The sequence below is a fragment of the Protofrankia symbiont of Coriaria myrtifolia genome, from assembly GCF_900634755.1.
Taxonomy (GTDB): Bacteria; Actinomycetota; Actinomycetes; order Frankiales; family Frankiaceae; genus Protofrankia; species Protofrankia coriariae.
Genome location: NZ_CAAAFS010000230.1, coordinates 1 through 25,236, shown reverse-complemented (window position 1 = coordinate 25,236; position 25,236 = coordinate 1). Strand labels below are relative to the sequence as shown.

The 25,236-nt window shown below is 73.2% G+C and carries 21 protein-coding genes and 1 pseudogene; 12 read left to right on the top strand and 10 right to left on the bottom strand.

Features of this window, described 5'->3' with window-relative positions; genetic code table 11:
• The coding region (locus CM1CMNOD_RS13025; protein WP_131774003.1) for an MFS transporter at nucleotides 1–1,250 on the bottom strand (1,250 nt) is incomplete at its 3' end.
• A 601-nt stretch (nucleotides 1,251–1,851) separates the two neighbouring features.
• Between CM1CMNOD_RS13025 and CM1CMNOD_RS13020 the strand changes: the two genes are divergently transcribed.
• From CM1CMNOD_RS13020 to CM1CMNOD_RS13000, 5 genes are all read left to right on the top strand, one after another.
• The gene (locus tag CM1CMNOD_RS13020; RefSeq protein WP_013874077.1) at nucleotides 1,852–2,385 is read left to right on the top strand and encodes a YceI family protein; all 534 of its coding nucleotides are present in this window, start codon (nucleotides 1,852–1,854) and stop codon (nucleotides 2,383–2,385) included.
• 173 nt (nucleotides 2,386–2,558) lie between these two features.
• Nucleotides 2,559–3,293: a bifunctional 1-(5-phosphoribosyl)-5-((5-phosphoribosylamino)methylideneamino)imidazole-4-carboxamide isomerase/phosphoribosylanthranilate isomerase PriA gene (priA, locus tag CM1CMNOD_RS13015; RefSeq protein WP_043603659.1), complete on the top strand. Its 735-nt coding sequence runs from the start codon at nucleotides 2,559–2,561 to the stop codon at nucleotides 3,291–3,293.
• Nucleotides 3,290–4,114, top strand: coding sequence for an imidazole glycerol phosphate synthase subunit HisF (gene hisF, locus CM1CMNOD_RS13010; RefSeq protein ID WP_013874075.1), 825 nt, complete (start codon nucleotides 3,290–3,292; stop codon nucleotides 4,112–4,114). Before priA ends, hisF begins: the two co-directional genes overlap by 4 nt.
• Nucleotides 4,115–4,728: 614 nt before the next feature.
• Nucleotides 4,729–6,732, top strand: a complete 2,004-nt coding sequence (locus tag CM1CMNOD_RS13005) for an ABC transporter ATP-binding protein (protein ID WP_131772599.1) — start codon at nucleotides 4,729–4,731, stop codon at nucleotides 6,730–6,732.
• A 52-nt stretch (nucleotides 6,733–6,784) separates the two neighbouring features.
• Nucleotides 6,785–8,659 carry an ABC transporter ATP-binding protein gene (locus CM1CMNOD_RS13000; RefSeq protein ID WP_013874073.1) on the top strand — a complete coding sequence of 625 codons (1,875 nt, stop codon included), beginning with the start codon at nucleotides 6,785–6,787 and terminating at the stop codon, nucleotides 8,657–8,659.
• A 193-nt stretch (nucleotides 8,660–8,852) separates the two neighbouring features.
• Here CM1CMNOD_RS13000 and CM1CMNOD_RS12995 read toward each other — a convergent pair whose 3' ends face one another.
• The 9 genes and pseudogenes from CM1CMNOD_RS12995 to CM1CMNOD_RS12960 all read right to left on the bottom strand — a co-directional run bounded on the left by CM1CMNOD_RS12995 (nucleotide 8,853) and on the right by CM1CMNOD_RS12960 (nucleotide 18,103).
• Nucleotides 8,853–9,440 carry an FHA domain-containing protein gene (locus tag CM1CMNOD_RS12995; RefSeq protein ID WP_013874072.1) on the bottom strand — a complete coding sequence of 196 codons (588 nt, stop codon included), beginning with the start codon at nucleotides 9,438–9,440 and terminating at the stop codon, nucleotides 8,853–8,855.
• On the bottom strand, nucleotides 9,415–9,612 hold the full coding sequence (locus tag CM1CMNOD_RS12990; RefSeq protein ID WP_013874071.1) for a hypothetical protein: 198 nt from the start codon (nucleotides 9,610–9,612) through the stop codon (nucleotides 9,415–9,417). Before CM1CMNOD_RS12990 ends, CM1CMNOD_RS12995 begins: the two co-directional genes overlap by 26 nt.
• Nucleotides 9,609–10,913, bottom strand: a complete 1,305-nt coding sequence (locus CM1CMNOD_RS12985; RefSeq protein WP_013874070.1) for a VWA domain-containing protein — start codon at nucleotides 10,911–10,913, stop codon at nucleotides 9,609–9,611. Before CM1CMNOD_RS12985 ends, CM1CMNOD_RS12990 begins: the two co-directional genes overlap by 4 nt.
• Nucleotides 10,894–12,030 carry a PP2C family serine/threonine-protein phosphatase gene (locus CM1CMNOD_RS12980; RefSeq protein ID WP_013874069.1) on the bottom strand — a complete coding sequence of 379 codons (1,137 nt, stop codon included), beginning with the start codon at nucleotides 12,028–12,030 and terminating at the stop codon, nucleotides 10,894–10,896. The genes CM1CMNOD_RS12985 and CM1CMNOD_RS12980 overlap by 20 nt, the downstream gene beginning before the upstream one ends.
• On the bottom strand, nucleotides 12,027–12,905 hold the full coding sequence (locus tag CM1CMNOD_RS24080; RefSeq protein ID WP_347403395.1) for a tetratricopeptide repeat protein: 879 nt from the start codon (nucleotides 12,903–12,905) through the stop codon (nucleotides 12,027–12,029). Before CM1CMNOD_RS24080 ends, CM1CMNOD_RS12980 begins: the two co-directional genes overlap by 4 nt.
• Nucleotides 12,906–13,245: 340 nt before the next feature.
• Nucleotides 13,246–13,989: pseudogene (locus tag CM1CMNOD_RS24075) on the bottom strand (protein kinase domain-containing protein); the annotation flags it as partial.
• A gap of 344 nt (nucleotides 13,990–14,333) precedes the next feature.
• Entirely contained in the window at nucleotides 14,334–15,629 is a 1,296-nt protein-coding gene (locus CM1CMNOD_RS12970; RefSeq protein ID WP_013874067.1) for a hypothetical protein, read from the bottom strand.
• 6 nt (nucleotides 15,630–15,635) lie between these two features.
• Complete coding sequence (locus CM1CMNOD_RS12965; RefSeq protein WP_013874066.1) at nucleotides 15,636–16,688, bottom strand: glutamate ABC transporter substrate-binding protein; 1,053 nt, start codon at nucleotides 16,686–16,688, stop codon at nucleotides 15,636–15,638.
• Between the two features lie 47 nt (nucleotides 16,689–16,735).
• Entirely contained in the window at nucleotides 16,736–18,103 is a 1,368-nt protein-coding gene (locus tag CM1CMNOD_RS12960) for a hypothetical protein (protein WP_013874065.1), read from the bottom strand.
• Between the two features lie 212 nt (nucleotides 18,104–18,315).
• On the opposite strand from CM1CMNOD_RS12960, the gene hisI reads away from it, so the two are divergent.
• The 7 genes from hisI to CM1CMNOD_RS12925 all read left to right on the top strand — a co-directional run.
• Nucleotides 18,316–18,744, top strand: a complete 429-nt coding sequence (hisI, locus tag CM1CMNOD_RS12955; RefSeq protein ID WP_050803532.1) for a phosphoribosyl-AMP cyclohydrolase — start codon at nucleotides 18,316–18,318, stop codon at nucleotides 18,742–18,744.
• Nucleotides 18,741–20,249 (top strand): anthranilate synthase component I, encoded by a 1,509-nt coding sequence (locus tag CM1CMNOD_RS12950; RefSeq protein WP_013874063.1) that lies wholly within the window; start codon nucleotides 18,741–18,743, stop codon nucleotides 20,247–20,249. Before hisI ends, CM1CMNOD_RS12950 begins: the two co-directional genes overlap by 4 nt.
• Nucleotides 20,246–20,965: a Trp biosynthesis-associated membrane protein gene (locus CM1CMNOD_RS12945; protein ID WP_013874062.1), complete on the top strand. Its 720-nt coding sequence runs from the start codon at nucleotides 20,246–20,248 to the stop codon at nucleotides 20,963–20,965. The genes CM1CMNOD_RS12950 and CM1CMNOD_RS12945 overlap by 4 nt, the downstream gene beginning before the upstream one ends.
• Before the next feature lie 366 nt (nucleotides 20,966–21,331).
• Entirely contained in the window at nucleotides 21,332–22,138 is an 807-nt protein-coding gene (trpC, locus tag CM1CMNOD_RS12940) for an indole-3-glycerol phosphate synthase TrpC (protein WP_013874061.1), read from the top strand.
• Nucleotides 22,139–22,192: 54 nt separating this feature from the next.
• Nucleotides 22,193–23,437: a tryptophan synthase subunit beta gene (gene trpB, locus CM1CMNOD_RS12935; protein ID WP_013874060.1), complete on the top strand. Its 1,245-nt coding sequence runs from the start codon at nucleotides 22,193–22,195 to the stop codon at nucleotides 23,435–23,437.
• A gap of 159 nt (nucleotides 23,438–23,596) precedes the next feature.
• A complete protein-coding gene (trpA, locus tag CM1CMNOD_RS12930; RefSeq protein ID WP_013874059.1) occupies nucleotides 23,597–24,475 on the top strand; it encodes a tryptophan synthase subunit alpha in 879 nt (292 codons plus the stop codon).
• A 265-nt stretch (nucleotides 24,476–24,740) separates the two neighbouring features.
• Nucleotides 24,741–25,236 (top strand): prolipoprotein diacylglyceryl transferase family protein (locus CM1CMNOD_RS12925; RefSeq protein WP_207387493.1); only part of this gene is annotated, 496 nt, incomplete at its 3' end.

Below are 25,236 nucleotides of genomic sequence, written 5' to 3'. Positions count from 1 at the left end.
GGCTGGATGGTCTGGGGGGCCTGGAGGGTTTCGGATGCCTGGCGGGCCTGAGCGCGCTGGGAGACGGCGTGGACGGTGGCGGCGGCGATCATCGTCACGATGCCGCCGAACCACAGCCCGGCGCGGGCGTCGAGCCGTTCCGAGAGGAAGCCGACCCACAGGGAGCCGAGCGGGGTCGATCCGATCATGATGGTCGTGTAGACGGACATCACCCGTCCCCGGAAGGTCGGATCGCTGCCCAGCTGGATGCGATGGTTCGCGGCCTGGGCGAAGAAGATCGCCCCGAAGCCGGTGGCGAACAGGCCCACCGCGGCGGTCGCGAACGTCGGGGCCCAGCCGGTCAGCGTCATCACCAGGCCGAGGCCGAACGCCCCGCCGGTCACCAGCCCGGCCGCCGGCCGGCCGCGCCGCCCGGTCGTCACCAGCGCCGAGAGCAGCGAACCGGCGGCGAACGCGGTGGTGAGCAGCCCGAACGCCGCCGCGTCGGTGTGGAACACCGTCCTGGCCAGCAGCGGCAGCGTGAGCTGGAAGTTCATCGCGCACAGGCCGACGGCGGCGACCAGCGCCAGCGGCAGCGTCAGATCCTCCCGGGACGCGAGGTAACGCAGCCCGTCCACAATCCGCGTGCCCGTGGCCGGCCGGGTGACCCGGTGCAGCTCCGCGGGCCGCATCATGCGCAGGCCCACCACGGTGCCCAGGTAGCTCACCGCGTTGACCACCATCACCGGGCCGGTGCCGAACGCGGCGATCAGCAGGCCGGCGAGCGCCGGCCCGGCCACCCGGGCGACGTTGAAGTACGCGGCGCTCAGCGCCGAGGCGTTCGGCAGCAACTCGGGGCCGACCATCTCACTGACGAACGCCAGCCGGGTCGGCATCTCGACGGCGTTCACCACGCCCAGCGCCAACGCGAACAGCTGGATGTGCCACAGCACGACACCATCGGTGAGCACCAGCACGGCGAGCCCGAGCGCCAGCATCCCGGAGGCGAGGTTGGCGACGGTGAGCAGCAGCCGTTTGTCGTACCGGTCGGCGAGCCGGCCGCCGAGCAGCGTCAGCAGCAGCGACGGAGTGAACTGCAGCGCGGTCACGATACCGAGCGCGCTCGCGGAGTCGTCGGTCAGCTCGAGCACCAGCCAGTCCTGGGCGACGACCATCATCCACGTCCCCGCGACCGACAGGAGCTGGCCGGACGCGAAGAGCCGGAAGTTGCGCACGGACAGGGAACGGAACGGGTTCACGGTCCTCCTCATCCGCCGGTGGTCGACGCATCCCCGCCTCTGCCCGGGGACGCGCGGCCCGACCGGTGGCCCTTGGCCTGACGCAACAAGCATCTCTCGCCGAGGGCTGATCCGGTCGGGACATTGCGCCCGGCGCGGTGCGGAAACAGCCGCACCACCAGGGGCAGTGCCATCTGGGCCCCGAACGGGGCAGCGCCAGTTGGGCCCCGAACGGGGCAGTGCCAGCGGCGCCGGCCACGGAAGCATGCGGCACAACTGGTCCGGTTCGTCCCAAGAGCCCGTGCTTCTTCGACCTGACCGTGGTGGGTGCGCCGCTCGGTGGGCACGGATCGTGGCTGGAGCTTTCGGATGGAGTGGCAGTCGCTTATCGTGCCGGTGAGGAGGAGTGCCGTTCGGGCCACAGGATGCTACTTCCAGTGACGAGCGCTGGGGCTGGGCTGTCGCCGTGTTTCTGACATTTTTCGACAAGTGTCATTTTTCCGTGAATGTCAGTGGACCGTTTCGGACCCAGGTACGAACGGTTCGTGACGAAACCGATGTCGTCACGCCACCGGCGATCGTGCCGCTCCGGCGCCGCCCGGCACAGAGCCCAGCTCGGTCAAGGAGGAAGAGCATGACAGAACGGACAGTATTCTCACAGGGAGTGACCGCGCCCCGGGCGGGCGCCTACCGTGTCGATCCGGCCCGGTCCACTGTGCGTTTCACCACGCGTGGGCTGTTCGGCCTGCTCAAGGTGGTCGGGGCCCTGGCCGTCCGGGAGGGTTCGATCGTCGTCGCCGACCCGCTGGACAAGTCCACCGTGCGTGCCGTGGTCGACGCGACCAGCCTGGACACCGCCAGCAGCACCCGGGACAGGCATCTGCGGGAGCCGGGCTTCCTGGACGTCGAGACCTACCCGGACATCACCTTCGTCTCCGAACGGCTCGTGGAGTCCTCGGGCAGCTGGACCCTTTCCGGCACCCTGACGGTGCAGCGGGTCTCCCGCCCGGTGGAACTGACCATCACGGCGGCCGAGCCGACCAACGGCGAGGTGCGCTTCCAGGCCACCGCGCGGACCGACCGGCACGCGTTCGGCATCAGCAAGGGCAAGGGTGCGGTCGCCCGATACCAGGCGATCGACCTCGACCTCGTGGCCGTACTGCAGTAACCGGGCTGTGGTACCCGGGCTGCGGCAACCGGAGACTGCGGTAATCGGCCAGACCGGGTGTAACCGGCCAGACCGCTGTCGCGAGCCCGGCCGGGCACCACCCGCGCCGGCGACGCCCGCACCGGCGGCACCGCCGGACACCCGCCGGCCAGGGGGCCCGTAGGGTGTGCGGTGTGGCGCTGATCCTTCTTCCTGCCGTGGACGTCGCCGACGGCCGTGCCGTCCGGCTCGTCCAGGGCAGGGCCGGTTCCGAGACCTCCTACGGCGATCCCCGCGAGGCCGCGCTGGCCTGGCAGCACGACGGCGCCGAGTGGATTCACCTCGTCGACCTCGACGCGGCTTTCGGCCGGGGTTCGAACCGTGACCTGATCGCCGAGGTGGTGCGGTCGGTCGACGTGGCCGTGGAGGTCTCCGGCGGGATCCGTGACGACGACTCCCTGGACGCGGCGCTGGCGACCGGTGCGGCCCGGGTGAACATCGGCACGGCCGCGCTGGAGAACCCCGACTGGGTGCGCGCGGCGATCGACCGGGTCGGCGACCGGATCGCCGTCGGCCTCGACGTCCGCGGCACCACCCTGTCCGCCCGCGGCTGGACCCGTGACGGCGGCGAGTTGTTCGACGTCCTCGCCCGGCTGGACGCCGACGGCTGCACCCGCTATGTGGTCACCGACGTCCACCGGGACGGCACCCTCACCGGGCCGAACCTCGACCTGCTGCGTACCGTCACCGCCGCCACGTCCCGGCCGGTGGTCGCCAGCGGCGGGGTGTCGTCGCTGGACGACCTGGTGGCCATCGCGGGCGTGCCGGGCGTCGAGGGCGCCATCGTCGGCAAGGCGCTCTACGCGGGGGCGTTCACCCTGCCGGAGGCGCTGGCGGCCGCCGCCGGCGGGCCCGCGCGAGTCCGGTGACCGTCGCCGTCCGGGTGATCCCGTGTCTGGACGTCGACGCCGGCCGGGTGGTCAAGGGTGTGAACTTCACCGACCTGCGGGACGCCGGCGACCCGGTGGAGATGGCGAAGCTCTACGACGCCGAGGGCGCCGACGAGCTGACCTTCCTCGACATCACCGCGTCCAGCGGGAACCGTGAGACCACCTACGACGTGGTCCGGCGTACCGCCGAACAGGTCTTCATCCCGCTGACGGTCGGTGGCGGCGTACGCACGGTCGATGATGTCGACCGGTTGCTGCGCGCCGGCGCCGACAAGGTCGGCATCAACACCGCCGCGGTCGCCCGTCCGGAGCTGGTCCGCGAGTGCGCGCTGCGGTTCGGCAGCCAGTGCATCGTGCTGTCGGTGGACGCCCGCCGGACCCGAGCCCCGGGCTCCCCGGGCTCCCCGGACTCGGTGGGCACCTCGGACTCGGTGGGCACCTCGGGCCACGGCACGCCCCGGTTCGAGGTGACGACCCACGGCGGCCGTACCGGCACGGGCATCGACGCGGTCGCCTGGGCGGCGCGGGCGGTGAAGCTCGGCGCCGGGGAGATCCTGCTCAACTCGATGGACGCCGACGGGACCAGGGACGGCTACGACCTGGAGATGATCGCCGCGGTGCGCGCGGTCGTGGACGTGCCCGTCATCGCCAGCGGCGGGGCGGGACGGCTGGCGGACTTCGCCCCGGCGGTCGCCGCCGGCGCCGACGCGGTGCTCGCCGCGAGCGTTTTCCATTTCGGTGACCTGCGTATCGGCGCGGTCAAGGACGCGCTGCGCGCCGCCGCGGTGCCGGTCCGCTGAACGCGCCGGTCCGGCCGGGCGCGGCGGCGCGCTGAACGCCCCGGGTCCGTCAGCGGGCAGATCGTGCCGTTGGGGACGGCGATCCCGGGCGCGGCGTTTCGCTGAGCGGGCCAGCCCGCTGGGCGCACCGGTTTGCTGGATGTTTGCTGGGCACCCGTCAGCTCACGGCCGTCTGCCGGACACCTCGCGGGTGGACGATGCCGATGTGGGTCAGTCACCACGCGGTAGCCGTTGCGCACAGTAGCTGGCGTATGCGAGCCGACGTACGCCAGATGTCGTATACGGGTCGTCGTGTGCGCTGTGCGCGCATGGACCGGACGTCACCCGCCGGGCGATGATTGCGTCGGGTGGCGATTCCGGCGGGTGATGACTTCGGGAGAGTGTGGCGCCGGCAGAAGACGTTGTGGTGCGCGGCGTCGTCGAGGTGAATGCGTCCCGGCGGTGTCGACCGGGGCCGGCTGCCGTGGTGAGCGCAGCGTCAGCGGTGAGCAGGCCAGCGGTGAGCGGCGCGGCCGTGGTGAGCAGCGGAGGGGAGAACCGTGCCCGAACACGCCCCGAACCACGCGCAGGCAGCCCCGAGCCACGCGAAGGCGCTGACAGCCGCGGAACCGGACATGGTGGCGGCCGCGAGAGCACCGGCGTCCAGGACTTCCGCTCCCACGGATCCCTCGCGCTCGTCTGTGTCCGCGCCTGCGGCTCCCTCGCCCTCGTCGGCGTCCGCGCATGTGGGCGTTGCCCCGAAAGCGGATGCCCCGGCAACGAACACGGCGGACGCGGACGTGGTGGGGGCGCCGCCTTCCGCGGGCTCACCCGCCGTCATCCGCCGGGGGCTGGCCATCCTCGGTTCGGGGATCCGGGACGAGCCGGGTACGTTCGTCGTCGCGGTCGTCGGCAGCGGCCTGTTCGGCTTCATGATGGTGGCGAGCGCGGTGGTGCTCGGCGAGGTCGTCGACAGGGTCGTGCTGCCGTCCTTCGCGACCGGCCGGGCCGGTGTCGGCGGCCTCGTGCTGGCCGCGGCGGTCCTGTTCACGGTCGGGGTGGGGCGGGCCGTCGGGATGTTCGTACGCCGGCTCGGCGGCGGCGTGATGACCTACCGGTTGCAGGCCGCCTATCGTCGCCGCGTCATCCGGCAGTACCTGCGGCTGCCGCTGTCCTGGCACCAGCGCCATCCGACCGGCCTGTTGCTGTCGAACGCGAATGCCGACGTCGAGGCGAGCTGGGCGCCGGTCCTCCCGCTGCCGTTCGCGGTGGGGGTGCTGGGTACGCTGGTCTTCGCCCTGGTGGTGCTGATCGTCACCGACCCGTTGCTCGCCGGTGTGGGATGTGTCGTCTTCCCGGCCTTCGGCGCTGTCAACATCATCGATGGCCGGAAGATCTCCCCGCTGCTCGCCCGCGCCCAGCAGCTGCGGGCGGAGGTCAGCGGGCTCGCGCACGAGTCCTTCGACGGCGCGCTGGTGGTCAAGACGATGGGCCGGGAGGCCGACGAGACGACCCGGTTCGCCCGCAAGGCGGACGAGCTGCGCGCGGCGATGGTGCGCGCCGGGCAGGTCCGGGGGCTGTTCGACCCGGTGATGGACGCGTTGCCCAACATCGGCGTGCTGGTCGTCCTGCTGGTCGGGACGGCCCGGATCTCCGCGGGCAGCCTGGAGGTCGGGGAGCTGGTGCGGGTCGCCTACCTGTTCACGCTGCTGGCCTTCCCGCTGCGGGCGATCGGCTGGGTGTTCGGCGAGCTGCCCAGGTCGGTTGTCGGTCACCGCCGGGTGAGCACGGTGCTGCGGGCGCGCGACGACCAGTGTTTCGGCTCGACGGCCGTGCCGGGGCGCGCGCCGGTGGCGCTGGCGGTGGACGCCGTCTCCTACGCCTATCCGCGGCCGTTCGCGCGGCGTCCGGCGCTGGAGCGTCCGGCGCTGGAGAAGGTGAGCTTCGAGGTGCCGGCGGGCCGGGTGGTGGCGCTGGTGGGGCGGACCGGCGCGGGCAAGTCGACGCTGGCCGGCCTGCTGGTCAGGCTGTACGACCCCGACACCGGAACGGTCCGGGTGGACGGGGTCGACCTGGCGGAGCTCGCGCGCGACGAGGTCGCCGCGGTGGCGGCCCTCGTCCCCCAGCAGGCGTTCCTGTTCGACGACACCGTCCGCGCCAACGTCACCCTCGGCCTCGCGGTGGACGACGAGGCGGTCCGGGACGCGCTCGCCCGGGCCCAGGCGGACCGTTTCGTCGCCGCGCTGCCCGCCGGGCTGGACACGCAGGTCGGAGAGCGGGGCACGACGCTCTCGGGTGGTCAGCGGCAGCGGATCGCGCTGGCCCGCGCGCTGGTCCGCCGGCCCCGCCTGCTGGTGCTCGACGACGCGACGTCCAGCGTCGACCCGCGGGTCGAGTCGGCGATCATCGCGGGTCTACGGGCGCGGGCGGGCGCGTCCACGGTGGTTGTCGTCGCGCACCGGCGGGCGACGATCGAGCTCGCCGACGACGTCGTCTACCTGGAACGGGGACGGGTCGCCGGGCGCGGCAGCCATCGTGAACTGATGGTCACCACGCCTGGTTACGCGGCGTTGCTGTCCGCGTATGACCTGGCGGATGTGGACGGCGGCCGGTCCGAGGACGCGGGGCTGCCGCGATGAGCGCGCACCGGTCAGCGGCACGGGCGGGCACGGTTGGTGACGTCGGGCTGGCGTGGTGAGCGCCGCCGTCGTGCCCACACCTCGTGATTCGGGCGGTGATCCGGGCTGGGATCCGGGCGGTGATCCGGCGCGGGCCCCGGCGCAGGCGCGGACAGCGGCCCCGCCCCCGCGGTCCCGGGAGTCGCTGTGGGCCACGGTGGGCCGGATCCGCCGGCTCGCGCCGGAGCTCACCGCCGGCCTGCCCGTGACGCTGGCCCTTGCCGCGGTCGCGACCGTGGGACGGGTGGTGATCCCGATCGCCGTTCAGCAGACCGTCCACCGTGGCCTGCTGGCCGGCCGGCCGGACCCTGCCGTGGTGCGCCACGCGGTGGTGGCCGCGGCCGTGGCGATCGTGGTGACGGCGCTGGCGGCCTACCGGATGAACGTCCGGCTGTACCGGGCGTCGGAGGCGGCCCTGGCGACCATGCGGGTGCGGGCGTTCCGGCACATCCACGAGATGTCCGTGCTGGCCCAGGCGCGGCAGCGGCGCGGGACGCTGACCTCCCGGGTGACCAGCGACGTCGACCAGATGTCGCAGTTCCTGCAGTTCGGCGGCATGGTGCTGCTGCTCTCCGCCGGGCAGATGATGATCGCGACCGCGCTGATGGCGGTGTACTCCTGGCCGCTGACCATCGTCGTATACGCCTGTTTCGTCCCGATGGCCGTGGTGGTGTGGCGCTTCCAGCCGCGGGTCGCCAGGCGGTACCTGACCGTGCGGGAACGGGTCGGGGACATGCTGGGTGCGATCTCGGAGTCGGTGGTCGGCGCGGCGGTGGTGCGCGCCTACGGTGTCCAGGCGCGTACGGCGGCCCGGGTGGACACCGCCGTCGACCGGTACCGCTCGGCGCAGACGGCCGCGCAGCGCCTGGTCGCCATGGTCTTCTCCGCCGGGGAGCTGGTGGCGGCGGGCGCCACCGGCGCGGTGGTGGTCGGCGGGGTGCTGCTCGGGGTGGGCAGCCATCTCAGCGCCGGGCGGCTGGTGGCCTTCCTCTTCCTGGTGACGCTGTTCGTGGTGCCGTTGCAGACGCTGACCGAGATGCTCAACGAGGGCGCGGGCGCCCTCGCCGGCCTGCACCGCGTCCTGGACGTGCTGGACACCCCCCGCGACGTGCCCGACCCCGGCCCGGACGGGCGTCAGCTGCCCGCCGGCCCGCTGTCGGTGTGCTTCGAGCGGGTCTCGTTCGCCTATCCGGGCGGTCCGCCCGTGCTGTGCGGCGTCGACCTGTGGATCGCGGCCGGCAGCCGGGTCGCGGTGGTCGGCGAGACCGGGTCGGGCAAGACCACGCTCGCCAGGCTGCTCGTCCGCCTGACGGATCCGACCGCCGGCCAGGTGCTCGTCGCCGGGGTGCCGCTGGCGCGGGTGCGGTTCGCCGCGCTGCGCCGGCGGGTCGTGATGCTCCCGCAGGAGGGGTTCCTCTTCGACGCGAGCATCGCCGACAACGTCCGCTACGGACGCCCGGATACCACTGACAGTGATGTCATGGGCGCGTTCGACGCGCTGGGGCTCGCCGACTGGATCAGCGGGTTCACCGACGGTGTGCGGACCCGCGTCGGTGAGCGCGGCGGCCTGCTGGCCGCGGGCGAGCGCCAGCTGGTGGCGCTCGCCCGCGCCCAGGTTGCCGCTCCGGACCTGCTCGTCCTCGACGAGGCGACGTCGGCGGTGGATCCGGCGACCGAGGTGCGGCTGGCCGGTGCGCTGCGCGAGATCACCCGTGGGCGGACGTCGGTCACGATCGCCCACCGGCTGTCCACGGCCGAGTCCGCGGACCTCGTCGTCGTCGACGCCGGCCGGATCGTCCAACAGGACACCCACGCGGAGCTGGTCGCGCTCCCCGGCGTGTACCAGCGCCTGCACGCCTCGTGGGCGGCCGGCACCGGCGGCCCGTGACAGGGAGGCCATGCCCCGGAGAAGATCGGCGCGAGTGTGTCGCCGGGTACGCTGACGCGATCTTCACTGCTCCGGCGGTGGCCGTCGCGATGACGTGCTTTTCGTCGTCCGGGCCGTACAGGTGTGGGACGGCATCCCGTGGTTCCTCGCCACCATGTGGTTCCTCGCCACCGCTGTGACGAGGGAAGCGTGCCTATCGGCGCCGGATCGTGATGCGGGTCCACGAGCCGACGTAGATGCGTGATCCGTCATGCAGCGGGATGGCCACGCCGCGGGCCAGCGGCGCCGGTTCGTCATCGAGGTAGGTGCCGTTGGACGATCCCAGGTCGGTGACGGTCAGCATGCCGTCCGGCGGGTGGTCGAGCATCGCGTGGGTGCGCGAGACTCCTCTGTCCTCGGGCGCCACCGACAGGTCGACGTCAGGGTAGTAGCCGCGGGAACGGCTCTGCCGGCCGATGAGCGAGCGCGAGCCGCGCAGTTCGAGCACGCGGGTGACGACGGTCGCCGGAAACGACACGCCCTCCTCCGAACCGCGGTCGAAGAACGCCCAGTCCGGCGCGACCTCCGCCTCCCAGCCGCTCGGCGCGTTGCCCGGCGCCGGCAGCGACGTCACGGGGCCGCCGGTCGCCGGGCCGTCCGGCACCGGGTGAAGATCTGGCTGCTGGGGGTCTGACACCGCCACGGGTACGGCCGCGGGCGGGGCGGCCGGCGTGCCTGTGACGAAGTCGTAGCCGCAGGTCTCGCAGAAACGGTCGTCACCGTCCTGAGGGGTCGCGCACACCGGGCACGGATCCGGTCGGCTGTGCCGCCGCGTCGGCCGGTTGCGACGGTCCCGGCTCGTAGAGGACGACGCCCGGCTTTGGCGGCGGCGACTCGGCGGCGATCGGGATGCCGCACTGGTCGCACCAGTCGTGGGTCCGCGACAGGTGCCCTTCCTGACAGCGGACGCTCATCGCTTCGCCGGCACCGTCTTGGTGGACGACACGTCCAGGTCCATCTCGTCCAGCGCGTCGATGTTGCGCCTGAGGCGTACCTGCCCGGTCGCCGGGTCGTCGATGTCGACCACCCTGGCCAGACGTCTGAGCGTGCCCTCGTCGTCGGTCTCGGCGGCAAGCTGCGCCGCCCGGCCCAGTTTGGTGGCGGCGGTGGCCTCGTCGCCCCGTGTCCTCGCCTCGATGCCCTCCTGGATCACCTGCGCCAGCTCCGCCTGGCCGGTGTAGTGGGCGACCTTGCCGTTGATCCGGGTCGACAGGTCGGCGTCGTCCGTCCAGACGGCGAGGACGAGGGATTCGGACAGCCTGGTGTCGTCGGCGACGAGGGTCACCCTGGCGGCGAGCTTCCTGGTACCGACCGGGCCGGGCACGACGTCGACGCACAGGTGGTATTCGCGGGTGCCGGCGCCCCAGGCGCCGGTCGGGTAGTCGCGGATCCGCTCGTCGACGTCGCTGCCGCGGCCGGTCAGGTCGTCGACCTCGGGGTAGACCTGCCGCAGGAACCGGACGGTCGCGCCCCTGGGCGTCCACAGCCGTAACGTCACGTCGGGAACGGCACGGGCGGTGGCCGCGGCGACCACCGCCCGGAAGTCGTCCGCCATCTGTTCCGGAGTCCGCAGCAGCTCCACCGAACCGAGCAGCAGGCTCGCGATCCGACGCAGCTCGGACACCCTCCAGTCGGCGCCCACCCCTCGGCAGTCGCACTGGAACACGCCTTCGCACTGGGCGAGCGCGGCGGCGAAGACCTGCTCGCTCTCCCCGTTCTGACCGTCGGTGAGCAGGATGGCGTGCCGGGCCGCGCCGGGCCGGGTCGTCATCAGCGAGCGGGTCAGCGTCAGCCACTGACCGATGGCTGTGCCGCCGTCCGCCTGGACGCCGCGCACCGCGTCCTTCGCCGCCGACCTGGTCGCCGCCGACGCCTCGGCGAGACCGGTTCCGCTCGTCGGATAGACGACCCGGGCAGAGCTGTCACCCGACACCACCGCGAACGCCACGCCGTCGGGCAGCGTGTCGATCGCGACGGCGGCCGCCTGCCGGGCTTCGATGATCTTCTTGCCGCCCATCGATCCGGAGGAGTCTATGATGATCACTTCCGCGGTGCCGGGGCCCGCGCCGACCTGGCCCGCGCCGGTCGGGCCGCCGGGCACAGCCCCGGCCCCGGCCTCGTCCGCCACCGCGTTGACCGTCACCACCGCGTGGACATCGGTGGCGCCCTCGCTCAGGTACTCGTTCTGGCTGACGTCACTGCTGAACGTGACCATCGAAGTCTCCAGGTGTGAGGTCGTCAGGTACATCAAGGACGACGACGGTGACGTTGTCGTGTCCACCGGCACGTAGGGCGACGTCGATCAGGTGCCGGGCGACGTCGATCGGCGCCGCACCGGTGCCGGCCGAGGCCACGTGGGCGGCGAGCAGCCGCGGGTCCGAGGTGTAGTTCCACAGTCCGTCGCTGCACACCACCACCCGGCCGGGACCGGTCAGCCGCGTGGAACCGACCTGCGGGACCACGTCGCCGTCGTTGTCGTGGCCGAGCCAACGGGTGATCGTGTGCGCTTCCGGCGCCGTCTCGACAGCCTCCGCCGGGATGAGACCGGCGCGTGCGGCCTGCGCGGCGAGCGTGTCGTCGGCCGTGAGCCGCACCGGGCCGTCGGCACCGAGCAGGTACACCCGGCTGTCGCCGAGCCAGCCGACGGACAGCACGCCGTCGACGACGACCGCGGCCACGAACGTGCACGCCGGCGTGGTGTCGGGGGCGGTGATCGGCTGCTCCAGCACCGCCCGCTGGGCGGCCGCGGCGGCGGTGACCAGAGCGTCCGCGCCAACCTGCCGCGGGGCCGCGGCCAGTGGCCCGCGTCCGGCGTCGGCTGCCGCGGCCGCGGCTGCGACCAGCGACTCGACGGCGACCGTGGCCGCCGCCCGCGCCGCCGGGCCGGAGCCGGGCGCGCTCGACACACCGTCGCAGACCACGGCGACCGGCCACGGCTTCAGCGCCATGCCCATCCCGTCCTCGTTGTCCCGGTGCGCCAGACCCCGGTCGCTGACCCCCGCGATCCGGCCGAGGTCGGTTTCGACCCGGTCGGGAGGCGGTTGTCGGCCGGGCGCACCCGCCGCGCCGGGGTCCCGGTGCGTCCCGCAGGTCGTGCAGAAGCCGTCGCCGTCGAACTCGGCCGCGCCACAGCTCTGGCACGGCTCGGGGGCGCGCAGCAAGGTGCCGCACGCCTCGCAGTAGGAGTCGGTGGCGAATGCCACCGCGGCGCACCGTGGGCACCGGATCGCGCCGTCGTCCACGGTGCGGTCGTCCACGGTGTCGTCGTCGACCGGGTCCGCGGTGACCGGGCTGGCGGTCACGACGTCGTCGACGTCCGGGCGCGGATTCACGTCAGAGTCCTCGGCCGGATCCGGTTCGCCTCGTCGACGTAGAAGTAGCGGTCGTCGACGGTGGGCGCCAGCCGCGCCAGCTCCCGGTAGGCAGCCTCAAGCCCGAACCGCAGGTCCTCCCCGTGCAGCGCTCGGCCGACCACCGTCACCGTGTCGTCCGGCGCGACGGCGCCGGAGCCCACCAGGTCGACGGCGGCGGCCAGCAGGTCACGTTCCAGCGCGACGCGCCGGGCCGGGTCCAGGTCGAGCCGGCCGAGGATAGCCGACGCCTCGATCAGCCCGGCTCCGTCGGGCGAGCCGGCGGCCGTCACCGTTCCCAACAGCCGGGCAAGTCTGACCTGGGCGTCGAGGTAGGCCGCCGACGTCGGTGGCACCTGCCGGTAGGCGTCGGCGGCGCCCTGCCGGTCCCCGGCCGCCGTCCGCACCCTGGCCAGCCCGAACGCCGCGCTGGTGAACGAGTCGTCGGTGCTCGACACCACGTCGTACATCCGCTCGGCGTAGCGCGTGTCGCCGTCGACCTCGGCGGCGAGCGCCAGCGCGAGCTTGGGTGCGAGCTCGCCCGGCGCCTCGCTGTAGACGCCGTCGAACTCGGCACGCGCGGTGGCGACGTCGCCGTCGGCCAGCGCAACCAGGCCGCGGTAGTAGCCGACCCGCCAGTCCCACGGGTCCTCGTCCTCGATCGCGTCGAGCGTCCGGCGGGCCTGTTCGTACCGGCCGGCTTCGAGCTGGGCGCGGGCCAGCCGCAGCCGCACCTCGACGGTGACCGGCTGGATCGCCGCCAGCAGTTCGGCGAGGGTGGCAGGGTCGGCGTCCGGCAGCGCGGCGAGCGTGCTGGCGGCCGGATCGTCGGGGTCGACCCGCAGCGCCGGCAGCACCGAGGCTGCCGTCCGGGTTCTCGCCGGTCGGGTGGGTGTCGCCGGTGAACCGCCGGCTCGGGGCGGGTGCCGGCGTGCCACGTTCGGCAGCCACGACCTCGCGCAGCACGCCCAGCAACTCGTCGTGCATCTCGTCGGCGCTGGCGAACCGGTCGTCCGGCGAGGACGCGGTGGCCTTCAGCAGGAAGCGGTGCAGCGAGTCGTAGCGGCGCAGCGGCGGGTGGTCGTCCGGCGGCGGTAACGAGTGCTTGTACGTGGAGGTGTTGCCACGGAAGTCCAGGATCAGCACGGCCAACGTGCGTCCCAGCGTGTACAGGTCGGAGGCGACCGACGGGAACTGGTCGCCGACCTCCGGCGCCTGGTAGCCCGGCGTGCCGTAGACGTCGCTGCTGACGTCGTCGGCCCGGCGGACCGCGCCGAGATCGATGAGCTTGAGGGTGTCCTGCCCGAGCATCACGTTGTCCGGCTTGAAGTCGCAGAACAGCAGACCGTTGCGGTGCAGGTAGGCAAACGCCGGCAGCACCGCGAGCAGGTAGGAGATCGCCTCGGCCACTGGCAGCGGGTCCGGCTGGCCGCGCGCCGCGCGGCGCCGTTTGAGCAGCTCGCGCAGTGACGTCCCGCCGACATACTCCATCACGATGTAGCCGGTCCCGGCGTGCTCGACGAACGTGTGGATCTTGACGATCGTCGGGTGGTCGACGGACGCGAGGAAGCGCCGCTCGGCGATGGCGGCGGCGCGGGCGCCGGCGTCTCCGGCGTCGAGCAGCCCCTTGAGCACGACCCGCAGGCCCTCCACGCTGTGGTCGAGGGCCAGGTAGATCCAGCCCTGGCCGCCGTGGGCGATCGCGCCCATCACCTCGTAGCGGGGGGTCCTGTCGCTGGAGCTCACCGGGGGGCCGATCCTGTCGCCAGGGCGCAACCCCGAGGCGAACGAGAACGGCTGCTGGCAGTGGGCGCAGAAGCCGGTCGTGCGGCCCGGCCGCCCCTGCCGACTGCGCCCCACCGGCTTCTCGCACCTGTGGCAGAACCGCTTGTTCTCGGGCACCACCGGGTTGGCCTGTACCAGCAGGGCCGGGTCCGGCATGGTTGTCTCGGGCACCTGCACCAGCCCGGCGCCGAGCCGGCGCACCGACGGCCTGGCCGGCTTCGAGCCCCTGGTCCGGCCGGCCCGCGAGGCGCGGGACGAGGCCAGCGACGGGGTGGAGCTCGACGACACCGGGGCCTGGGGCGACGGCTGCTGCCGCGACGACGCCGACAGGGAGGACGCCGACAGGACGGACGGCCCGGATCCTGGCGTGCCGGGCGCCGAGGCGGGGGAGGGAGCGGTCCCGCACTCGTCGCAGAACCCGTCCGGCTGGACTGTGCCGCCGCATCCCGGCTCCTGGCACCGGAGCCCGGCGGACGACGCCGTCGGGCTCGACTGCTGTCTCATCGCGTCGGCTCCTCGAGGTCGGTGTGGCCGACCAGTTTCGCGGCGTACGACATCACAAGCTCGGTGGCCGCGTCGAGATCGACCGGCGAGGTGTAGAGCGTCTCCCGCGCTCGCTGGAAGACGACATCGAGATCCGGCGCCTCCGCCACGCCGTGGCGTACCGCCTTCGCGTGCAGCGCGCGCAGCAGCCCGCGCAGCTCGCCGCGTCGGTTCAGCGGTGCGGCGTTCACCTCGGCGGCTCGCCGGGCGGTGGCCAGCGCCGAGGTGGCGACACCGCGCCAGGCGGTGAGCCCGCGGCTGGCCCGCAGCCAGTCGCCGGTGGCCTGACGGCGGTCGAGACGTTCCAGCCACGGGCGCAGGCCCCGCTGTGGGTCGTCCAGCCAGCCGTCCGCCAGCCGCAGCAGGCCGGTGTCGGTACCGGTCACCCGCGTGACGACGGTCGCCGTCGCCCGCTCGGCCGCGGCGGCAGCCGAGACGATCTCGGCGAGCAGCTCGCTGGCCGCGCGCAGCTCGTCGGGCAGCGAGTCGTGTTGCCGGCACAGTTCGTCGACGGCGTCGCGGGCCAGGCGGACCCGGTCGGCAGTCTCGGCCGGTTCGGCCGGCGTCACCGCCATCGGGTCGCTGGCGACGCTCGCCGCCAGCGACGACACGCTCGTCCTGGCGGCTGCCAGCTCGGCGACGGAGCCGGAGCCCAGCCCGATCCGCTGGAGCGCCGCCGTCAGCTCGGCGAGTTCGCGCTCGGCGGCGGCCAGCGTCGCGAGGCTGCCGGACCGGGCGGTCTCGAGCAGGTCGAGGTCGGCGTTCGCGGCGGCCACCGTCTCGGCGGTGCCGACCAGCAGCTCCTCGGGATGGATCGAGATGCCGGCCACAGCACCGACGGGGCCGCCCGCGCCCACGCCACCGCCATCGCCATCGCCATCGTCCACGCCACCGCCCGCGGCGGCTGGGTCGGCGTGTGGTGGGGGCGGTTTGCGCGGCACCGACGCCCGGTGCAGCAGGGCTTCGAGTTCCTCCGTCCTGCGCGGTCGCGGCCCGCCGGTGCGTAGCGTCCGTGCCCTGGTCAGCACCTCGGACAGCGTGGTGAACCGGTCCCATAACCAGTCCAGCCGGTCGCGCGCCCGGCCGGCGTACATCGCGGTCTGGCTGCCCGGCGCGCTCGCCGTGGCAGCCGGGGCCGGCAGCACGCGGGCAGCCCGCGCGTCCAGGTCGAGCAGCGAGCGGGCCAGCGTCGCGCTGCTCGCCTCCAACCGGGTGAGCGTGACGTCCACGGCGTCGAGCCGACCGGGTGCCACGGCAGCCTAGTTTCGGTAGACCGGGGTCGGCGGCGCCGGGACGGTGCGGTCCAGCCAGCGGTCGAAGATCTGGGCCCAGGTGCCGTCGGCGAACGCCCGCTCGAGCACACCGTTGACGAACGCGGTCAGGTCGGGGTTGTCCTTGCTCACCCCCGCGGTGATCGGCTGGTCGAACCGGTCGGCGTTGACGACGTGGGTCCGCGGGTCCTGCGCCGCCAGGCCCGCCAGCACCATCTCGTCGTTGACGATGCCCTCGACCTCGCCGTCCTGCAGCGCGATCAGACAGTCGGCGACGTTCGACACCGGGTAGGGGATCGGGTGCGACGGCTCGTTCTCGATCGCCTGCAGCGACGTGGTGCCGGACGCGGCGCACACCTTCCTGCCGCCGAGGTCCGCCAGGCTGTGGTAGTTCGAGTCGCGCGACACCAGCAGACCGGTCGCGGTCATGTAGTACACGGTGGCGAAGTCGACCTCGAGCAGCCGGTCACAGGTCGCCGTCAACGAGCCGGTGGACAGGTCGATCTCGCCCTGCGCGACCAGCGGCAGCCGTTGCGCGGCGGTGATGGCACGGAACCGCACGTGCCTCGGCGCGCCGAACAACCACCTGCCGACGAGGTTCGCGATGTCGACGTCGAAGCCCTCGAACTCGCCGGTGTCCGGGTTCACCGAGCCGAACGGCGGGGTGTCCGGACGGACGCCGACGATCAGATAGCCCCGATCGAAGATCCTACGCAGTGCCGGGGTTGTCGGGACGCTTCCCGGCGCCGGCATCGGCGACGGCGGACGCCAGGTGGCGGTCGGGTTGCCACAGCTGGCCGGCGGTGGTGCCGGCGAGGGTGGCGAAGCGGCCGGCGCACCGGGATTCGCGCCGCCGGTGGGCGCGGCGGTCGCGGCCGACGTCGCTCGGGGCGGCAACGGTCGCGCGGCGTCCGGCAGGCCCGCCCCGATGCTCCCGCAGGCGACGAGCCCGGCCAGTAATGCCCGACCCCCGCCGCTGCCGCGGTGCGCGGCCCCCTCGCCCTCGCGCGCTTCCGGCGCAAGATCACTCCCACGGGCCAATCGTAGGTTGTCGATCCTGGCGGAGTAAGCCTTGTGTCAGGTTGGTGTCACGCTCGGCGGTATTCGTTGATACGGACCTGGAATCCGGCGATGGTCAGCGCGGTGGCGCCGACCAGAACGACGGTCGCGGCGACCGCTACCGGGGCGAGGTCGTCCGAGGCGTCGGCCAGCGTGGCGGCGAACCGTCGCTCGCTCGCGGTCAGCGCGGCGTCGGCCGTCCTGTCGTACCGTCCGAACGTGGCGGTACCGTCGGTGAGCGCGAGTTTGACGGCCTGTTGGAAGCCGCCCGGTTGCGCGGCTCCCGCCCGGACCTGGACGCTGGTTTTCTGATACTGCTCCCAGGCGCCGGCCAGGCCGGCCCGCGGCTGTGCGTCCGGCCCACCCGCGGCGGCGACGGCGGGCAGCACCGGCGGGCCGAGCGCCTCGTCCGCGGTCGCGCCGCCTGACGTCGTGCCAGCCGCCGGCGCGTCGTTCAACGCCCGGCCGGACTCGTCGTAGCCCAGACGCTGAGTGACCCGCACCGCGTCCTGGTCGAACAGCGTGCCGTTACCCCGGGCGATCAGCGCCAGGCTTTCGTCGCCCCAGGCGCGAAGACCGAGGCCACGTGCCTGCGCGACGAGCGTCATCGGTTGGAAGGCGTCGTCACGCCCGTCCCGCAGCGCCGACCGTTCGGCGGCGAAGGCGCTGAGCGTGTAGCCGAGCACGCCGGCGACCAGCGCGGTCGCGGCGACCAACGGCAGGTTGAACACGCGGTTCGTGCGGCGGTACAGCAGCACCTGCACGGCGACCAGGCCCGCCAGACACGCCAGCCCGGCGAGGGCGACCAGCACCGGGTGGTACCAGGCGGTGGCCCGGTCGTAGGAGGCGTCGATCCGCCCGGCGTCGACAGCGGCCAGAGCGTCGGCCGCCGGCAGGATCGTGTACTGCATCAGCGTGGACGCCTGCCGAAGGTAGGCCGCGCCGACGACGTTGCCGAGCCGGTTGTTGGTACGGGCCCGTTCCACCAGGCCGGTGTAGGTCGGAATCTCGCGGGCGAGGGTGGTCAGCGGCTCCCGCGCCTCGAGCGGTCCGCCGGTACGGGCCAGGTCGACGACGCGGCGGGAGGCGGAGGCCACCGACTCCTCGTAGACCCGGCGCTGCGCGACGGGTTCGACTCCACCGGCCAGGAAGGCGCGGGCAACCGTGGCGTCCGCGACCGACAGATCGGCATGGATGCGTTGCGCGGCGACGAACGACGGCCCGGCGTCGTTCCTGACGGTGTCGATCGCGTCGGCGCGGGACAGCCCGGTGCCGAACGCGGTCAGCCAGAGCAGCAGCGTCGCGCCGAGCAGACCCGCCGACAGCAGACGGAGCAGGCCGGGCGTGGTGGCGGACCGCGCTCGAAGGCCGGCGACGACTCGTCTGACCGGGATCACGCAGTGATCGTAGTGTCACCGTGGCGGGTCGCGTGCCAAATTGACAACTACCGGACGGATGTTGGTACTGGACGGATGCTGGACGAACGGGTGCGTCTGGTCCGCCCGTCCCACCGAATTTGGCCAGTGTGTCACGCTGGACTGGTCGCTGCGCCGTGCTGGCGCAACGTTATCGGGTATGGCCGGGCCGTCAGGCGCGGCACAATGGGCACGTGCCCGCCCCATCTCCCCAGCTGGACCCCGCGATCGCGGACCGGCTCAAACGTGACGCCGCCGGCCTGTTCCCGGCGGTCGCCCAGCAGTACGACACCGGCGAGGTGCTGATGGTTGGCTGGATGGACGACGAGGCCCTGCGCCGGACGCTGACCACCGGACGGGCCACCTACTGGAGCCGCAGCCGCCGCGAGTACTGGGTCAAGGGGGACACCAGCGGCAACCTGCAACTGGTCCGCTCGGTGTCGCTGGACTGCGACGGGGACACCGTCCTGGTCCAGGTCGACCAGGTGGGGCCGGCCTGCCACACCGGCAGCCGGAGCTGTTTCGACGGCCGGCGGCTGCCGGTCACCGTCATCGATCCGCCACGGGCCCGCGACGCCCGGCGCGCGGACGCCGCCGAACCCGCGAGGGGAGCACAGCCGTGACCACAGGGGAGATCAGCCCCGGTCGCTCGCGGTTCCACGAGCTGGCCGCCGAATACCCGGTGGTCGCGGTGACCCGCCGCCTGCTCGCCGACGGCGAGACCCCGGTCGGGATCTACCGCAAGCTCGCCGGCGGCCCCGGAACGTTCCTGCTGGAGTCCGCCGAGAACGGCGAGGCGTGGTCGAGGTATTCGTTCGTGGGTGTCCGGGCCGCGGCCACTCTCACCGAACGTGACGGATCGGCGGTCTGGCTGGCTGGTGACCCTCCGCCGGGGCTGCCCACCGGCGGCGACCCGCTGGAGATCCTGCGGGCGGCGCAGGCGACGTTGCGCGCACCCCGGCTGCCCGACGGCCCGCCGCTGACCGGCGGGCTGGTGGGCTACCTGTCGTACGACATCATCCGACGGGTGGAACGGCTGCCCGCGACCGCCGTGGACGATCTGGGCATGGCCGAGCTGCGCATGATGCTCACGGCCGACCTGGCCGTCTTCGACCACCGGGACTGCTCCTGCCTGCTGATCGCCAACGTGTTCACCTGCGGCGGCGGCGACCTGGACGCGGCCTACGACGACGCCCTGCACCGGCTCGAGGTCATGACCGCCGGCCTGTGCAAGTCGACCGAGCCGACCGTGGCCAGCACCGGGGTGCCGGCGAAGCTGTCGATCGCGGACTTCGTCTCGGCAACCCCACCGGAGCGTTTCGAGGCGTCCGTCGAGGCCGCCATCGAGGAGATCCGGGCCGGCGAGTGCTTCCAGATCGTGGTCTCCCAGCGCTTCGAGCGGCGGACGACGGCCGCCGCCCTGGACATCTACCGGGTGCTGCGGGCGTCCAACCCGAGCCCGTACATGTACCTGCTGCGCTTCGACGACCATGATGTGATCGGCTCCTCGCCGGAGGCGCACGTGACGGTGACCGGACGCCGCGCGCTGCTGCACCCGATCGCCGGCAGCCGCCCCCGCGGCGCCACCCCGGAGGCGGACGCCGAGCTCGCCGCGCAGCTGCTCGCCGATCCCAAAGAACGGTCCGAGCACGTGATGCTCGTCGACCTGGTCCGCAACGACCTGGGCCGGGTCTGCACGCCGGGGTCGGTCCGGGTGGTCGAGTTCGCCGCCGTCGAGCGGTTCTCGCAGATCATGCACATCGTGTCCACGGTGATCGGTGAGGTCGCCGAGGACCGGTCGGCCGTGGACGTCCTCACGGCGACCTTTCCCGCCGGCACCCTCACCGGCGCGCCGAAGGTGCGCGCGATGGAGATCATCGAGAGCCTCGAGCCCACCCGCCGGGGCCTGTACGGGGGCGTGGTCGGCTACCTGGACTTCGGCGGTGACCTGGACACCGCGATCGCCATCCGCACCGCCGTGCTGCGCGACGGCGTCGCCTACGTGCAGGCCGGCGCGGGTATAGTCGCCGACTCCGTCCCCGCGGCCGAGAACGACGAGAGCCGGACCAAGGCGGCGGCGGTGCTGCGGGCGATCGAGATCGCCGAGTCGCTGCGTCCGCCGACATGACCGGGGGAGCACCACCGCGGACGCCGTCCGCGACCGCCGGTGAGCACCGTGACGACGGCACCCGTGCGGCCCACGACACCACGGCTCCCGGTGCTCCCGCGGACCATGACGCGTCCGCGGCCGGGGGTGGACGGGCCGCCGCCGGCCGGCGGCGGGAGATGGCCGTGGCGGTGGCAGCCTGCCTGCTCGGCGCCGCGGTGGTGCTGCTCACCGTCGGGGCGACCTGGGTGCGGGTGCGGGTCGCCGCCACGGTGGCGGACGAGCCGGTGGCGGCCGCGGCGCCGCTTGCCGCCAGCCTGAGCGGCTCCGAACTTGCCCCGGCCCTCGCCGGGCTGGGCCTGGTGGGACTCGCCGGGGTGGTGGCGATCGCCGCGACCAGGCGTGCCGGCCGGGTGGTCGTCGGCGTGCTCGTCCTGCTCGCCGGAGTGGCGGCTGCCGTCGTCGCCGGCCGGATCGCGGCCGATCCCCTCTCGGCGGCACGGGCCACCGCGCGGGTGCGTGACCTCGCCCCCGGCGCCACCGCCGACCTGCGGGATCTGCGGCGCACCGCCGCGCCGTGGCTGGCCGCCGCCGGCGGCGTGCTCCTCGCCGGCGGCGGGCTGCTCGTCGCGCTGCGCGGGCGCACCTGGTCGGCGCTGTCCGCCCGCTACCGAAGCCCGGCGGCCCGGCCGGTCGACGCCTGGGAGGCCATCGACCGCGGCGACGACCCGACCTGATCCCGGCCCCGGCCTGATCCCGGGTCTGGCCGACCGGGTGCGCCGTAGAGGGCGCCGCGGCGGATCGCTGGTGGGCCGGCAACCGGTCGGCGGTGGGCGGACTGCCGAGTGTCGGCTACTTTACGGTCGGCAGCATTCCCTCCAGGTAGCCAACAAACGGACAATCACGGTACGTGGGCATGGCGTCCGCGTATCCGATGTGCAAAGGTTTTTCGGCTCCCTCGTTTCACCGCCGCCGGGCCTGTGTCAACCGGTGAGCAACCGGCGGATGTGAGCACGCGAGCCCTTCGGCGGGGGGCGGATGCCTGTCGCACACGCCTGGCCTAACATCGGCGCCATGGCCGAGACAGCCACGGGCACAGATCGATGAGCGTTCTCGACGACATCCTTGACGGGGTCCGTGCGGACCTCGCCGAACGGGAGGTCGCGACCCCCCTGGCAGCGCTGAAACGACGCGTCGAGCGCGTTCCTGATCCCAGGGACGCGCTGGCGGCGCTGCGCAGCCGGGCAGTCGCGGTGATCGCCGAGGTCAAGCGCCGTTCCCCGTCCAAGGGCGAGCTCGCCACGATCGCCAACCCGGCGGAGCTGGCGGCCCAGTTCGAGACGGCGGGCGCGGCGGCGATCAGCGTCCTGACCGAGCGGCGCCGGTTCGGCGGGTCGCTGGCCGACCTGGACGCCGTGCGCGTCGCGGTGGACGTGCCCCTCCTGCGCAAGGATTTCGTGATCTCCCCTTACCAGGTCTTCGAGGCGCGGGCGCACGGTGCCGACATCGTCCTGCTGATCGTGGCGGCGTTGGAGCAGCCCCGGCTGGTCGGCCTGCTCGAACGGGTCGAGTCGCTGGGTATGACCGCCCTGGTCGAGGTGCACGACGAGCAGGAGGTCACGCGGGCGGTCGACGCGGGAGCCCGGCTGATCGGCGTCAACGCGCGTGACCTGCGGACGCTGGACGTCGACCGCGACACCTTCGCCCGGCTGGCGCCGCTGCTGCCGCCAGGGGTGCTCAAGGTCGCCGAGTCCGGCGTACGCGGGCCGCACGACCTGCTCGCCTACGCCGCGGCCGGAGCCGACGCGGTCCTGGTGGGGGAAGCCGCGGTGACCGGCACGGATCCCCGTCAGACGGTCGCGGATCTGGTCACCGCCGGTGCGCATCCAGCCACCAAGGTCGGTCGCTGACCAGTCGCTGACCACACCGCGCCTGGCGCGTCTCCGAGACGATAGGGTCACGCCGTGACCTCCGCCGTGACCTCCGCCGCCGGGCTCGCCAACGCGGATGCCGCGCCGGTGAGCCCGGTGCCCGACAGTGCCGGGCACTTCGGCCGTTTCGGCGGCCGTTTCGTCCCCGAGGCGCTGTTCACCGCGCTGGACCAGTTGACCGAGGCCTACGCGGCCGCGCGGGCCGATCCCGGTTTCACCGCCGAACTGGACGGGCTGCTCGCGACGTACGCCGGCCGGCCCACCGCGCTCACGGACGCGGCCCGGCTGACCGCGCACGTCGGCGGCGCCCGCATCCTGCTCAAGCGGGAGGACCTGGCCCACACCGGCTCCCATAAGATCAACAATGTGCTCGGCCAGTGCCTGCTCACCCGCCGGATGGGCAAGACCCGGGTGATCGCCGAGACCGGCGCCGGCCAACACGGGGTGGCCACGGCCACCGCCTGCGCGCTGCTCGGCCTGGACTGCGTGGTCTACATGGGCGAGGAGGACACCTCCCGGCAGGCGCTCAACGTCGCCCGGATGCGGCTGCTCGGCGCCGAGGTCGTCCCCGTCGCCGCGGGCAGCCGCACCCTCAAGGACGCGATCAACGAGGCCATGCGGGACTGGGTGGCCACGGTGGACACGACCCACTACTGCATCGGCTCGGTGATGGGGCCGCACCCGTTCCCGATGCTGGTCCGCGACTTCCAGCGGGTCATCGGGGTGGAGGCGCGGGCGCAGGTGCTCGAGCGCGTCGGCCGGCTGCCCGACGCGGTGGTGGCCTGCGTCGGCGGCGGCTCGAACGCGATGGGGATCTTCCATCCGTTCATCGATGACACCTCGGTCCGCCTGATCGGCGCCGAGGCCGGCGGCGACGGGCTGGCCACCGGCCGGCACGCGGCCGCGATCGCCGGTGGCGCTCCCGGCGTTCTGCACGGCATGCGCACCTTTCTTCTCCAGGACGCCGACGGGCAGACGCAGGTGTCGCACTCGATCTCGGCCGGGCTGGACTATCCGGGCATCGGCCCCGAGCACGCCTGGCTGCACGAGACGGGCCGGGCGACCTACGGGGTGGTCGACGACCAGGCCGCCATGGACGCGCTGCGCCTGGTGGCCCGGCTGGAGGGCATCCTGGTCGCGATCGAGAGCGCGCACGCGTTCGCCGCCGCGTTCGACGTCGCCCGGGATCTCGGCCCGGACGCCGTCGTCGTCGTGAACTGCTCGGGGCGGGGCGACAAGGACGTCGACACCGCGGCGAAGTGGTTCGATCTCCTCTGACGGCCAGCACCGGCGGGAACGCTGTCACCGACGAAAAACGCCATCACTGGCGGGGGAGAACACCGCCAGCGACCGGAAGCATGCCGAACCAGCTCCGCGCGGCGGGCGTCAGGCACGGCCTGGCCGCCGCCGCCGGAACGGATCACGGAACGGATCAGGGTGCGAAGTCTTTCGGATGAACGGAGTCTCGCCGGCGAGCCCAGCGAGCAGAGCCGGCTGAGCCAGGTCTTTGCCAGGGCGCGCGCTGACGGGCGGGCGGTGCTGGTCGGCTACCTGCCGGCGGGCTTCCCCTCGGTGGCCGGCGGGATCGCGGCGGTGCGGGCCCTTGCCGAGGCCGGGGCGGACGTCGTCGAGGTCGGCCTGCCCTACTCGGATCCGACCATGGACGGCCCGGTGATCCAGGCCGCGTCGGACGCGGCCCTGCGCCGCGGGGTCACCACCGCCGACGTCCTGCGCACGGTGGAGGCGGTGGCCGTCACCGGCGTGCCGGCGCTGGTGATGACCTACTGGAACCCGATCGAGCGCTACGGGGTCGACGCGTTCGCGCGTGATCTCGCGGCCGCGGGCGGGGCCGGCGCGATCACCCCGGACCTGCCGCCCGAGGAGGCCGGCCCGTGGCTTGCGGCCACCGCCGACGCCGGGCTCGACTCCGTCTTCCTGGTCGCGCCGAGCTCGACCGACGCCCGGCTGGCGCGGGTCGCCACGGTCAGCAAGGGCTTCATCTACGCGGCGTCCCTGATGGGAGTGACCGGGACCAGGGAGCGGGTCGGCGCGCAGGCGGCCGACCTGACCCGCCGGCTCCGGGCCGTCACCGACACGCCGGTCGCCGTCGGGCTCGGTGTGAGCACACCCGAACAGGCGGCCGAGGTCGCCGGCTTCGCCGACGGTGTGATCGTCGGATCGGCCCTGGTCAAGGCGCTGCTGGAGGCCGAACGTGCCGGGGCGGATCCGGGGGAGGCGGAGGTGGCGCTGCGGGGGATCGTGACCGGGCTCGCCACCGGGGTACGCCGCCCCGAGCCGTCCGTGCCACGGGGGTGATCCCCGGCGGTTTCGCCGCCCGCACCGTTCCCGCCGTCCGTGCCCGGTGCCGCGGTTACAGGCACGCTTTATGGCAATTTGTCATCCTTTGTCATGCCTTGTAACGTATTGTAACGCCTGCTGATGGCTGCTGATGTCCGGTGACGTTTGGTGGTATTTGATGACGCTTGATAATGGCCTGCTGGTAACTTACGGTGATTCTTGTGACGGTCGGTGATGTGGGGCATGGCGAGGGCCAGGTTACGGGCGGTATAGCTTGACCTATGTGGTCCTAGCCGCGATTCCCAGCCCCTCGACGGGCATCCTGTACGTAGGCCCCGTCCCGCTGCGGGGCTACACCCTTACGATCATCGTCGGTATCGTGATCGCGACTGTGATCACCGGGCGGCGGCTGCGCGCGCGCGGCCAGCCGGCCTATCTCGCCACCGACGTGGCCGGATGGGCCGTCCCGTTCGGCATCGTCGGAGCGCGGGTCTACCACGTCGTCACCAGCCCGGACGCCTACTTCGGCGCCGGCGGGGACCCGGTCGACATACTGCGGGTCTGGCACGGCGGGCTGGGGATCTGGGGCGCGGTCGCCGGCGGGGCACTGGGCGTGTGGCTCGCCTGCCGGCGCCGCGGGGTCGGCTTCGGCCTGTTCGCCGACGCGGCGGCCCCGGGCCTGGCCTTGGCCCAGGCCGTCGGGCGGGTCGGCAACTGGTTCAACCAGGAGCTCTACGGGCGCCCGACCGACCTGCCCTGGGCGTTGCGGATAGATCCCG